The 13087-nt window shown below is 65.8% G+C and carries 10 protein-coding genes; 7 read left to right on the top strand and 3 right to left on the bottom strand.

Going from position 1 to position 13087, the window contains the following annotated elements; translation table 11 throughout:
* Nucleotides 1-14 precede the first annotated feature (14 nt).
* Together E0504_RS34745 and E0504_RS34740 are read left to right on the top strand one after the other, a co-directional pair.
* Entirely contained in the window at nt 15-1187 is a 1173-nt protein-coding gene (locus tag E0504_RS34745) for a protein kinase family protein (protein WP_165938704.1), read from the top strand.
* A gap of 311 nt (nt 1188-1498) precedes the next feature.
* Entirely contained in the window at nt 1499-2419 is a 921-nt protein-coding gene (locus tag E0504_RS34740; RefSeq protein WP_165938703.1) for an HNH endonuclease signature motif containing protein, read from the top strand.
* Nucleotides 2420-2713: 294 nt separating this feature from the next.
* Here E0504_RS34740 and E0504_RS34735 read toward each other — a convergent pair whose 3' ends face one another.
* Both E0504_RS34735 and E0504_RS52505 read right to left on the bottom strand, forming a co-directional pair.
* Complete coding sequence (locus E0504_RS34735; RefSeq protein ID WP_235014257.1) at nt 2714-3502, bottom strand: site-specific integrase; 789 nt, start codon at nt 3500-3502, stop codon at nt 2714-2716.
* 35 nt (nt 3503-3537) lie between these two features.
* Nucleotides 3538-3726 (bottom strand): N-terminal phage integrase SAM-like domain-containing protein, encoded by a 189-nt coding sequence (locus E0504_RS52505; RefSeq protein WP_235014255.1) that lies wholly within the window; start codon nt 3724-3726, stop codon nt 3538-3540.
* A gap of 580 nt (nt 3727-4306) precedes the next feature.
* Here E0504_RS52505 and E0504_RS34730 point away from each other — a divergent pair.
* From E0504_RS34730 to E0504_RS34705, 5 genes are all read left to right on the top strand, one after another.
* Nucleotides 4307-4930, top strand: a complete 624-nt coding sequence (locus tag E0504_RS34730) for an HD domain-containing protein (RefSeq protein ID WP_112107552.1) — start codon at nt 4307-4309, stop codon at nt 4928-4930.
* A 413-nt stretch (nt 4931-5343) separates the two neighbouring features.
* Nucleotides 5344-5742, top strand: a complete 399-nt coding sequence (locus E0504_RS50690; protein ID WP_165938702.1) for a hypothetical protein — start codon at nt 5344-5346, stop codon at nt 5740-5742.
* A 191-nt stretch (nt 5743-5933) separates the two neighbouring features.
* Nucleotides 5934-6761, top strand: coding sequence for an FHA domain-containing protein (locus tag E0504_RS34715; RefSeq protein ID WP_131626639.1), 828 nt, complete (start codon nt 5934-5936; stop codon nt 6759-6761).
* A gap of 187 nt (nt 6762-6948) precedes the next feature.
* On the top strand, nt 6949-9927 hold the full coding sequence (locus E0504_RS34710) for an ATP-binding protein (RefSeq protein WP_243657756.1): 2979 nt from the start codon (nt 6949-6951) through the stop codon (nt 9925-9927).
* A gap of 83 nt (nt 9928-10010) precedes the next feature.
* Nucleotides 10011-11753, top strand: coding sequence for a hypothetical protein (locus E0504_RS34705; protein WP_112107547.1), 1743 nt, complete (start codon nt 10011-10013; stop codon nt 11751-11753).
* Nucleotides 11754-12016: 263 nt separating this feature from the next.
* Here E0504_RS34705 and E0504_RS34700 read toward each other — a convergent pair whose 3' ends face one another.
* Nucleotides 12017-12994 carry a hypothetical protein gene (locus E0504_RS34700; RefSeq protein ID WP_131626638.1) on the bottom strand — a complete coding sequence of 326 codons (978 nt, stop codon included), beginning with the start codon at nt 12992-12994 and terminating at the stop codon, nt 12017-12019.
* Between the last annotated feature and the right edge of the window lie 93 nt (nt 12995-13087).

Raw genomic sequence — 13087 nt, 5'->3', positions numbered from 1 at the left:
TTTAGGAAATGCCGGTGGATCGCGAGGAATTCATCTGGGATGATCTTGCTAAAAGGTATCCAGAGTCTCAGGTTGCAGAGAGTCATGCACGTCTCTATGGGTCGGAAGACGCACGACTTCGCCCAATTTTTGGACACTTCCATCAGCGCCTTGACGACCTACTTGGATACATGAACGAGAAAAAGAAAATAAATGGTCACTATAACGCAAATGCAAGTCGAGAACTCCTCGCCCTGATCGAGGAGATTTCGGGCACGCAGAAACTTCTTGAGAAGGTCGGTATCACCATCAAGTTGAGTGACCATTACCGGGAAACTCTCGACGAGTGCGGAAAATTTCTTGTACAGTCGGGCGGAAGTGCTATTCCGGAGGATTTTGGTCCTGTAATCCTCGAACGTTACGACACGATTTTCAGCAGCCCCGACACCGTAGTGCGCCTTAAGAGTGACGGTCGTAGCTACAATCTTCAGTTGGTGGGCGAGGGATCTTACGCCATCGTCCACAAATTTCGTGACGACAACCACGACATCTTTATTGCCCGGAAAAGCACCAAGAAAAATCTCGACGAGGCCGATCTCGAAAGATTTCGACGAGAATTTGTGCTACTCAAAGGCCTCAGCTTCCCGTACATCGTTCAGGCATATCGCTACGAAGCGGATGTCGATGCCTACACCATGGAGTATTGCGATACAACTCTAGCCAATTTCATTGCGAAGAACAATTCACAGCTTAGCTATAGCGTGCGCAAGAGGATAGCGCTCCAGTTTCTTTATGGCATTAACTATCTACATCTAAAAGGAATTCTACATCGCGACATTAGTCGCAAAAATGTCTTGATTAAAAAGTACGACCTTCAGGCCGTCGTCGTTAAGCTCTCCGATTTTGGCCTACATAAAGACCCTCGGACCGAGGTTACTACGACGGATGCATCCATGAAGGGCACAATCATCGATCCCACATTGCCAAGGTTTAAGGACTTTGACGCGCTCGCCGACATCTACGCCATAGGTCACATTATATCGTTCATTTTCTCTGGCAAAGAAAATATTGACGCATGTTCTGGAGCTATTCGGCCAATTATCGAGCGTTGCGTCAACCATGACAGAAGAATGCGATATCAAAACGTGCTCAACATCATCAATGATGTTGAGCGACTCTCGGTCTCCGGTGTTGGCGCCAGCGCATAGCCGTACCTCGCTCTCAACCAATCAGGTAGGCAACAGGCAAAACTTTTGGCTCCGGCCGTTACGCTCCCGGTGCCTGTGGGGCCCGGTGAGCCGTGTACCCACGGCTGTACCCGAGCCGGTGAACGTAGGTGGACACCGGTGGGCGCGGGTCGACGCCGAACCCCAAGTCGCGCCGACTCGGCGGACGCCTGCGGACATCCATGGATGGAGCGCCCGCTTCTCTTAACCCGCGGGTCGACGTGTAGGCGTCTGGCTGCGTCCGCCGGCTTCGGGTAAGAATGATCAGCATGGGTGCGTGGAGCCTGCTGACGGTGGACGAGTCGGAGCGTCAGTTTGGCGGCAATCTCGGGTACTCGGACCTGCTGGGTAGTACGTACGTCTGGGACAGCACCGTGGCCAATCACCGCTCGGTACAGGCCGGGGACCTCGCAGTTCTTCGCGATAGCCGTTTGGTGTTCGGTAGCGGGTGGATCGACGAGGTAAGCACAACGGAGAGCTCCAAGGTCCGCCGCCGCTGCCCATCCTGTGGGGCTACCTCCCTCAAGACCCGCCGAACGATCACGCCCAAGTACAGGTGCTCGCTGTGCGGCACCGAGTTCGACACCCCGACCGAGGAACACATCGACGTCACGGTCTACGTCGCGGACTACGGCCGCACGTGGCGGCCGATCGAGGGACTCACAGTCGCGCCCCTGGGGCCCGCCTACCTGAACCAGAGCAAGCAACAGTCGATCCGACCTCTCGACTTCGAGAAGCTCCGGCCGATCGTCTCCATGTCGGCTGGTGTCGGCCCTCATTGGTGGACGGACGCGACTCCGGCCGACGTCCCCGGTGGCCACAGCATGGCCATCGGCAAGGTGCGCATCGGCCAGGCGAGGTTCCGCGCCGAGCTGCGCCAGCGCTTCGGCGACGTCTGCGTGATCACTGGCCCTCAGCCGCCCGACGTGATCGAGGCTGCGCATCTTTACCGATACAGTGATTCTCCCGTCCACGACCTGGCCGGGGGGTTGCTGTTTCGGAGGGACCTGCACACCCTTTTCGACCGCTTCCAGTTGGCCATCGATGCGGACACCTGGACCGTGCGCGTAGCTCCCTCCCTGAAGCACTTCCCTGACTTGGCCAAGCTGGACGGCGTACCGCTCGCCATCCCGCCCCATGTCCGACCGCGGGGTGACCTTCTCCGAGCTCACATGGCCTGGGCAGTGGACCAGTGGGCGGCGCATCCAGGCTGAGGCCGCGGACGCCGATTCGGCCCTGGCGACGTTCTGTGACAGACGTCCGATCGGCCGCCGTACGGCAGTTGTACTGCAACCGGGGTGGACGCTGGTGGACAGCAGTGGACATCCCCGAGCCCGTGACCTGCACTGGCGGACGCCGGTAGACGTCCGTGGACGGCCCGCCGAGGGCTACGGATCAAGAGGTTGGGGGTTCGAGTCCCTCCGAGCGCACGTCTGGTTGAGACAGGTCAGAGCCCCGCAGCCGATAACACGGCGCGGGGCTCTGTTCTTTTGACAGCCAACAGCCCGTCAGGCCCCCTCCGCCTCGGTCGTCCCGTCCTCCGGGGCCTCGTTGTCCTCCACCGGGAACCAGCCGTCCAGCTTGGCCGCCGCGTCACCGTGCACGGTGTCGACCATGTCCACGTAGATGTCCATGGTCGTCGACAGCATCGTGTGGCCGAGCATCCCCTGTATCTGCTTCCAGTCGACACCGAGCGCGTAGGCCATCGTCGCCGCGGTGTGCCGCAGCGCGTGCGGCCCGAGGTGCGGCAGCCCGGCCCGCTTGCACAGCTTGGACAGGTGAGTGTTCAGCCCGCGCGGCTCCATGTGCGTACCGACGGTGCTCGGGAAGATCAGCCCGTTCTCCTTCCACCGCTTCCCCGCGGCCTGCCGGTGGGCGTGCTGGGCAGTGCGGTGCGCCCAGAGCACCCGGACACACCGGGTCGGCAGCGTGAGCGTGCGCGTTCCGGCCTGACTCTTCGTCGGGCCGACGACCAGCCCCTTCACGCCACTCACCCGGGTCACCTGGCGTTCCACCCGCAGCGTGCACGCCGATTCGTCGAAGTCGGACCAGCTCAACGCGAGCGCTTCCCCACGGCGTAGACCGACCAGCGCCAGCAGCACATACAGGGCGTAATGCCGGGTGGACTTCGCTTCGTCGAGCAGCCGCAGCCCGTCGTCCCTGCTCAGCGCGGCCACCTTCCGCTTCGGCTTCCGCGCTTTCGGGACCCGCAGCGTCTCGGCGACATTGCGACTGATCTTCTCGGTGATGACCGCTTCGTTGAGCGCCTGCCGCAGGACGGAACGCAGCGTGCGCATGGTCGACGTGCTGTACCCGTCCGCCGCCTTGCGGTTCAGAACCGCTGAAGATCCTCGTGCTTCAGCTCGACGAGCCGGCACGAGCCGAGAACCGGGCGGATGTGGTTGTTCACCATGACGCGGTAGTTCGACTTCGTGGACTCCGCCCGTTCCGACGGGTCGACGATCTCGTCAAGAGCGCGCGGTGCAGGCTGCGCCGCGCGACCGCCTGTGCGCGGCCGCAAGCGGCCGTGCTCGCCGGGGGCGTCGCACCCCGCACCGCGCCATGGCCGAAGGCGGAAAGCGCATCCAGGGGTGGCCCCTGACGTCGAGACACAGCGTTCCACGTCGGGTCGCTGTACCAGCGGCAGCAGGGAAAAGCAGAGCTGCCGCGCCGCTTCCGTTCCTCGGCGTCGGAGGCGCCTGCGGTACGGGTCGGCTTCCCAACGAAATCCGTGGAAGGCCGGACAGCCGAGCCTCTTTGACCATCAAGCGGCATGACCGGCCCGCCTACCAGCGCCCATCCGTCCCGGAGTCACCTTCAAACCCGAGGCAGCCAAAATTCCGATCTCTCCGGACACCACCAACGGGCGCCATGCTTCAATCCGATTCGGCGGCCGGTAGCCTGCGGAATCTCGTGTGAGCTGCGAGTTTCGATCGCAGCAGTCGGACCCCAGCCGTACGCCGCCGTCCGGCTTGCCCTGGTCAGACCCCACCTTTCAGCAGGCACGGGCATGTCGTGGATCACTAGTAGTGTCCTGATGTGATCGTGTGCGAGGGCGTTCTGCTTGCCGGTCGCTGTGGCACGTGAAGGGAGCTCGGGGCATGTTGCAGGTGTTCGAGGCGGCGGCCGGTTGGCCGTCCGTGCGTGAGCGATTGGCCAGGCGCATTGCGGAACAGGATCTAGCCTCGCTGGATGATGCGGTCGCCTTCGCTGTTCGGTGGCACGGGGACCAGACTCGGCCGGCGGGTGAGCCTTATGCCGAGCATCTGCTTGAGGTCGTGTGTGTGTTGGTGGAGGCGATCGGAACGACTGACATCGACGTGTTGCGCGCGGCCGTGCTCCACGATGTGGTCGAGGACACGGAGTGCTCGCTGGAGGATGTGCGCGAGCGCTTCGGTGACCGCGTCGCGGGCTTGGTCGACTGGGTGACCAAGCCCGCACCGTCGGAGGGCCAGACACGTGAGGAGGTGCGGGTGGCATATCTGACACGGTTGCTTAGCGCTCCGGATGATGCACTGTTGGTGAAGCTGGCGGACCGGCTGAGCAACGTGCAGCGGCTGGACGCACATCCTCGGCCGGAGAAACGTCGTTCGTACTACCAGGAGACGGTGCGCTCTGTCGTCCCGCTCGCGCAGTCCCATCCATGGTTCCGCCAGTGGTATGCGGCCTGGAGCGACGCTTTCGGTCATTTGGCTGTCGACAGCCCGGACACGCGTTCCCAGTGACACGTGCGGTGGGAGTTTCTGAACACGGCTCTTGCCTCATGACCTGACCACCTGGGCTTCACCACAGAGTTGGCGAACGGTCGAGTCTTGGCGAAGGGCGGACCGCAGGCGGGTGATCATCAGTGGGAGCCCGCATAGGGCTGGCCCGCGATGGAGGTGGCGTCGCATTACGAGTGAGGCGACTGCTGGTCCCGATATGCTTTTCCGTCGGCTAGCGGCGGTCTGGGGTGCCAGCACTCCCGGAAACGTGCGGCCTGCACCCTGCCCCTCGGCGGGATCGGCCGATAGTTTTCCCAGTAGGAACGATGGGCGGGCGCGAACCGTCTACTAGAGGCGGGTGCGCCGATCCTGGCCGGCTGGTCGGAGGTATGCGTGGACAAGATGTTTCGGGAACTCTCCCATGGTGAGCACGGGTGATCGCGGTGTCGCGCAGTCACTCCGTGCCCGACCGGGACGGCGCCGAGGGCGATATCCGCGGTACCGCCCGGTACGTTCAGGTCCTCCAGACGGGGAAAGGTGCCGTTCTGTCGTTCCGCATCGAGCGATATGACGCCATGGGCAACCGGCTGCGCCCGGTCGGTGCGGAGTTCACCCACTACCAGAGCGGTCAGCTCGACGACGGCGACGAAGTCTCCGGCCGCTGGTCTCGTGGAACGCTGCTGGCGAAGAATACCACCAACCTTTCCACCGGAGCGCGGATCCACGGTTCTGCCGCCTCGGAAAAGGTGGTGACCGCGGCCGGCCTGACGTTCTTCGCCCTGTTCATGCTCTTCGTCCTGGCGGGGATCTTCGCCGGCGCTGTCGTCGGCTGACCGCGACGGTCGCCCGGCGCCGCCCAGCCGCCCGAACCGGTTTTCCGTCGCTGTCGTCCAGTCGACATTTACAGCGTCGCCGGAAATTCATGGATGGCTGCCGAACCGTCCACTACGGTGTCGAATTTGGATCGGCGAGCAGGTAGTAGCTGACCCGGTGGGCCGATCTTGGCCAATTGTCGGAGGTAACCGTGAACAAGGTGTTCCTGGAGTTGTCCCAGGGGGGCCAACTCCTGGCGATCGCGGTGTCGCGCAGTCCCTTCACGCTCGGCCGGGACCACGGCAACGACCTGGCGTTCCCCGGCGACGGGACCGTCTCCGGTCGACACGCGGAGATTGAGCGGCGTGCTGAGGGCTGGCTGATCCGCGACCTGGATCCCGCCCGCGGCGTACGTGTCAACAGGCGGACGATCAGCGCGCCGCAGCTGCTCGTGTCGGGTGATTCGATCCGGGTCGGCCGGGCGCGGCTGACGTTCCGCGCCGACGGTAGTACCGACAGCCAGGACGTCGGCCCGCAGCCGGGCAAATACCTCGACGTCACCGAAGACATGGACGCCGAATTCGTGCCGACAGTCTCCTCCCAGGCGGCACCTTCCACGTCGAAGCGGGCCCAGCCGCTGCCGTGGCGGCCGCCGCCTCAGGTTCCCGGGCAGGCGGCACCCGAAAGCACGGCGGGACCGGCGAGCGCGTTCGACGCAGCGTCCGACTGGCTGCAGCGCCTGCTGCAGCCAGGTGAGCGTGCACAGCCCGTCGACCAGCAGGCCAGGCGTGGCAACGACAAGGTCCGCGGGGTCGCCCGGGGCGTGTCCGAGACCGATGGCGTCCTGAGATTTCGTGTCGAACGATACGACGCCATGGGTAACCGGATGCCCCCGGTCGAGGTCAATGTCGACTACTACCGGCACCGGACCGGGCGGCTCAGCGACGGCGACGAGGTCGAGGTCTCCGGGCGCTGGAAGCACGGGGCCTTGATAGCGAAGAAAGTCATTAACGCTTCGACCGGCGCCGAGGTCCAGTAGTCGGCGTGAACAGCTGGCGCGGTCGGCTGCCGAAAACGTGGAAGAGGACGGTGGAACGATGTCCACAGCATCCGTCACCACGGTGCGAATGGACTACTTGCAGCGTTGCGGTCCCGGGCCGACGTTCCTCGGAGCGCCGTGGACGGAGGCTGTGCCCGGTGCGCGTCGACTGCTTCGGGTGCGAGGCGTGGGCAGGACGGAGAAGCTCCGCCGCGCGACGGTGGCAGCGGACGGCGAACGGTGGCGGTCCCCTACCACGGAGCTGATCACCGGCCTCTACGGATACCGCATCCCGTTCGCCCTGCAGGTGCTCGGCGCGCCTGACGGGGTGTCCGTCCAGATGGGGACCTGGTCGACGAAGGCCGGCTCGGGCGCCATCCAGGATCGTCGGATCGGCGTGGTCGAGTCCGTCCTGAGGGGCCTGTATCCCATCGTCGACGTGGAGAGCGCCGCCGTTCTGCCACCTCGTTGGCCGCTGTCCGGCATGGCACTCGGAGTCCCCGCGCCGGCGGGAGTCGACCAGCACGACGGGGCCGCGCCGATGGACCGGGTGATCCGTTCGATGAGTGGCGCTCACTGGGGCGCTCTCGTGCTCGCGTATCCCCTCGGCGAGGAGACGGTCGGCAACATCCGGAACATGGTCCTCAACGAGATGCGCGCGGTCGAGTCGGCAGCCCAGGACGCGCGCGCGCCCAGCCCGCTGACCGCGCAGTACGTGGAGTTCCTGAGGGCGGTGCTCCGTTCCGCGGGAGAAGGTCTTGCCGTCGGGGCGTGGCGCACCGCCGTATACCTCGGTGGCGATCACGAGAGCTATCCGCGGCTGGCTGCGGCATGGCGCAGCGTCATGTGTGGCGAGCGCTCGTTGCCCGAACCGGTCCGGGTGTTCGACCGTGACCAGGTCGGCGAGCTGGTCACGGCCTGGGCGATGCCGAACCAGCCGGGCGACAACCCGCCTGGACTCTACCGACGTCCGTTCGAATGCCAGACCTTTCTCTCGACAGCCCAGCTCGCGGCGTGCGCACACCTTCCAGAGATCGAGACGCCCGGTTTCTCGGTCGACGTTGCCGCTCGGTTCGACGTGGTGGCGCGACCGGCGGTCGAAGGCGACGAGGGTCTGCTGGTCGGTCGCGTACTGCAACACCGTCGTCCGACGGCCGGGACGTACAAGGTGTCCCGTCGCTCCCTGACGCGCCACGCCTTCGTCGCTGGTCTGACCGGATCCGGCAAGACCAACACGATCATGTCGCTGCTGCTGGCGGCCACGGCGCACGACGTCCCGTTCCTGCTGATCGAGCCGGCGAAGGCCGAGTATCGGGCACTCATCGACCATCCGGCACTGGGCCCGCGGATGCGTGTGTTCACCGCGGGCGACCCGACTGTTGGACCGTTCGTGCTCAACCCGTTCGAGGTGCCCGTGGGAACGTCGGTGAGCGAGCACCTCAACCTGCTGCGGGCGGTCTTCACCGCGGCGTTCGGCATGTGGACGCCCCTGCCGCAGATTCTGGAACGTTGCCTCCACGACGTCTATGTCGACCGGGGGTGGGACCTGCGGACGAACACCAACGCGCGGCTCGGCGCGCCCGACGGCCGCCAGGCGGCGGATCTGGACAGGGCCGCCGCCTTCCCCACGCTGTCCGACCTGATCGCGAAGAGCGAATACGTGATCAGGACGCTCGGCTACGACCAGAAGGTCACCGGAGATCTGACGGCCGCTCTCGTCACCCGGCTCGACTCGCTGCGCCAAGGTGCCAAGGGCGCGATGCTGGACGTCGTCCGGTCGCTGCCGGCGCGGGAACTGTTCGGCATGCCGACCGTCGTCGAGCTCGAGGCGCTCGGTGACGAGGGGGACCGGGCCTTCCTCATCGGACTGCTGCTCATCCGGCTCGCCGAGCACCGGCGGGCACAGGGGCAGTCGGCGGACCTCGTGCACCTGCTCGTCATCGAGGAAGCCCATCGGCTGCTGGCCAACGTGGCGACGCCGGCCTCCGAGGAGACGGCGAACCCGCGGGGCAGGGCCGTCCAGACGTTCTCCCATCTGTTGTCGGAGATCCGCGCCTATGGCCAGGGTGTCGTGATCGTCGACCAGGCGCCGGTCCGGCTCGCCCCCGACGTCATCAAGAACACGAATCTCAAGATCGCGCATCGGACCGTCGCGGCGGACGACCGGGCGGCGCTGTCCGGCGCCATGGCGATGGACGAGCGGCAGTCGTCCGCCCTGACCTCGCTCGACGTGGGAGAGGCGGTGGTCTTCAGCGGCGGCGACGACGCACCTCTGCTGGTGCGGGTTCCCCTCGTCAAGGACGCGATCTCCGCCGCTCCACCGTCCGACACCCGGGTGGCCGAGCACATGCGACGGTGGCGGGCCGCGGGCTCGTTCGACGACCTCTTCCTCCCACAGCCCTTCTGCGCGTCGACCTGCGCGACCCCGGCGGCGTGCGAGGCGGCGCGGCGGATCTCGGACGACGAATCCGCGCGGCGGACCCTGAGCAGGCTGGTGCTCTCTCTCACCACCCGGCCGGATGCGCTCGAACGGCTCTGGGACGACCTGCTTCTCGTGCTGCGGGCGCAGCGACCGGTCACCGTCCAGCCGGACGACCTGTCCCGGGCCTATCTCGGGCACGGATCGGACTGGCTCGCCACCCGCCGTGGCATCCAGGGCGGGTGGTCGTACGCCGACACGGCCGAGTTCCGTGACCGCCTCCGCGAGCTGCTGCTCGCCAGACTGGCCGGGAACCCGCACGCCAGCGAGCTGGCGGCGGCATTTCGCGGGACGGTGCACCGGCTGGACGCCCGCGAGTTCTCCCCATACCCCGTCTGCGAGCTGGTCTGTGCCCAGGAGCCGCCGCTGTGCCTCTACCGTTCGGCCGTCGCGGACCTGGTGGCCAGTGGGCGGTACCAGGCCCCGTGGCGCACGGCCGACGAGAACGACACGGCCTCCGGCGACAGCCGCGCCCAGCAGACCTGGGAGGTCTGCCAGGACGCCGCGTACGAGCTGGTCGAGTTCCCCGATTCGGAGACGCCCGCGGAGGTGGCCCGCGACGTCGAACTCGCGGTCCGCCGCGTGTGCGTCTGCTTCGAGCAACAGATGCTCGCCGGCGACCGCCGGAAACTGCCGAGAACGAGCCGCCGGATTCTCGCCCGCGTGATGGCTGAGGCCGGTCTGTGATGCGGGCTGCTCGACGCGACATCAGTACGGAGACGAGTTCCAGGTCCGACGACCGCGCTCCGTACAGCGGATAGGGGTATCCGGTGGACGGACTCGAAATGGAGCATTCCTCCGCGGCCAGCCAGGCCGCGAGCCACAGTGCCGAGAGCCGCATTGAGAGTCGCGACAATGCGCATGGGCCCGACCGGAGCGGCGTCACCCAGCGAGACGAGCACCTGCCGAAGGTCGAGCAGAGTCTCTCGGCGGACTTCGCTCGCCCTGAGCCCGGCCAGACTGACGCGCGGCCCGAGGCCGGCCGCGCCCCGGCCCCGGACGGCGGCAGCCAGCGAAGCGGTTCCTTGGAGGCAAAGGGCGATGACTCTTTGGCCCGGGCGGCGACCGCGCCGATTTCACAGCTCGACATGGCGAAGGAGCTCGGGAGAGCTCTCGACAGCGCGGCAGCGGCAAAGATTCGGGAGGCCGAAGCCTTCGCCGAAAAGATGACGCACGAGGCGGTCAGTGCCGTCGAGAAGAAGGCCTTGGCGGTCATGGACACGGTCGAGAAAAAGGCGGCGGAGATTGGGGAGGCCGCGCGGCAGGCCGATCGGAAGATCGGGTCAAATCCAACAGTCGAGACCCTCAACGAGGTTCTCGAGAAGGCGATACCCGCGATCGCCTACCCTGGACTGAAGGAGACCGTGGAGATCGTCAAGCATTCGGCATCCATCATGAATGCCGAGTGGGACGTGGTGTTCGGGGACCCGGCACAGCAATCTGACGGCAAGAAGGAGCTGTACAACGAGCTGCGCGAAGTGTATGCGCAACTCTATCCGGTAGGTATCGAGGCGGTGAGCACCTTCGTGGCGGAGAAGAGCCAGGGCGTCGGCACCGACGAGGCGCTCAGGGACGCCGCGGAACAAGGTGTGAAGTACGCCCCCTTCGCGCAGGCCGAGAAGCACCTCGAAAATGCCTACGAGGCCCATGAGCGGGGCGACAGTCATACCGCGGCGGTTGAAGCGGCGAAGTTCGTTCGGGATTTTGTCGAAGAGGTTGTCAATATCGTCGAAATTATCGATGGTATTCGCGATCTGGCCGGGCTGCGGAAGCGTTCCCCGACGGTCGAGAAGCCCGGGACTGGGGCGCCCAGGGGCGAGGTACCCAAGGGCGAGGTGCGAGGGAACGAAGCACCCAAGGCCGGAGCCAACGGCGCCAAGGCGCCGAAGACCGCTGCCGGCGGCTTGGCCGGCGGCGCGGCGCCCGCCGTGGACGCGGCCCGGCCACGCGCTCCGATGATCGATGTCGCCGAGATCAAGCCGGTGGGTGGTGAGTCCGGCGGCTGGCGGCAGCTCGGTGAGCCGAACCGAACGGGCTACGCGGCGATTGGCTCAGCGGCCGAGAAACAGGGGCTCATGGGCGTCGCCACCTACGACCGCGGCACGGGCGAGGTCCGGCTGACCGTCCGGGAGGTCAACAGCTACCAGCGGGAGGTGTACTCCCAACCCATCGGCCGGCTGTCCCAGGCCGAGCTCGACGCGATGCGCCAGCAAAGCGGCGGGAACCCCACCCGGTTCGGGAACCTCGTCGAGAACCGGGTGCGCGAGATGATCAGCGAGGCCACCGGGCAGCAGATGTATGACCCGATGAAGAACCCGAGCAAGACGGGGCCCGACTGGCTGCCCCAGCAGCTACCGCTGCCCCACCCGTCCGTGCCGCCTCCTGAAACGCGGATGCGTGTCGATTCGTCCACGGTCGAACCGTCGACACAGCCGCAGCATGAGTATCTGGACGAGAAGACGACCTCATCCGAAAGGCCCCGCCTGAAGCGAGCCGTCCGGCCTCCCCGATAGCCTCCGGATGGGGTCGACCGCATCCAACCCGGTGACGTGGTCGGCGGTCCACCACTGTCGGAGTCGACCGACCAGGGCCAGCTCGCGATCGAGCCAGGCGGGCTCACCGCGCCCGCCCCCGACCAGACCTGGCGCCGTCGGAAACCGCAGCCGCCAACGTCCCACCCGCGAACCGCGCATCGGCGCGTCCGGGGGAACCAGTTGAGGCAGGTCAAGCGTGAACGTTCCAAGCGCGCCCTCGAATCGCTGCGCCAGGTGGACGATCACGAAATTTGGTGCCTCGGTCGCACCGAAGGTGAAACCGGCGTTCGAGAAAGCGCCGGAATCGGCGAAGGCGCCGGACGTCGAGAATGTTCCAGGTGTGGGATCTCTCCCACTGGCAACGACGGGTGCACCGCGGCGACGATGCCGGTGGGTCCAGGTCGGTCGTTCCGATCTTGATGCCGGCGGCGGTTGCGGTCGCCCCGTCTTTGACCTTGCCGAAAAGCAGGACGAAGCCGGCCTTGACTGGGCCGCCGGTGTCGCGAACGTGATGGCAACCGGTCCGGCGGGGACCAACAGCCCCCGCTCGGGCATGTTCCGTGGTGTGCCTGCCCGGCCCGAGCCGGCTGCCTGGGCATGCCTACCAGGTTCGATGGTTGCGGTTCGAGCGGGCCGGGCGCCGGGCGGCGTAGCTGCACCGAGCGTGTCACGATCAGGCCGAAGATGCTCAGATTGATGAGCAGCATGTAGAGCGGGAAAGCGTAGTCAAAGTATTCCCAGCCATCGAGCGTCAGTAGTGTAACCACCATGCCCAGCAGGCTCATCAGGTAGGGTGATGCTTTTTCTGAGTGGGGCTCGTAATACACTTTCGCAAGCGTCGGGATGCTGCCGAGAATATCGGCCAGGATGCTCAGGGTGAGCGCCGGGCCGGGGTTGTCGGCGACCTGCCAGAGAACAATTCCCAACGCCGCGCATCCACCGCACATCATATCGGTCCGACCTGCCCGCCAGGCGGTGTTTCTCCCGACCGAGACCGCGAAGACCAGCAGCGGGCCGACGCCGAGTGACAGCGTAACCCAGGACGCCGAGGTCACCCCGTCCTGAATTTGCGCAGCAAACGCGACGAGCGGCGTCGCGCCCCAGCACAGCCAGCTGACCGGATTCGGCCGGGCCGTTCCCCGCCAGGTCATCGCCAGATAACTCACACCCGCCGCAAGCCGCAGGACGACCGCTACCACAATGTACTCGGTACCCAGCATCGGGCTTCCCCGCTCATTCCCTGACTGCACATCGGCGACTGCTGGAGCAGCGAGTGACGTTACGGAACGCGACAGGCACCGCCCAGGGGTGCC

The organism is Parafrankia sp. BMG5.11, from assembly GCF_004337455.1.
Note: the sequence above shows the minus strand (reverse complement) of the source record. Positions and strands in the feature narration are given on the sequence as shown.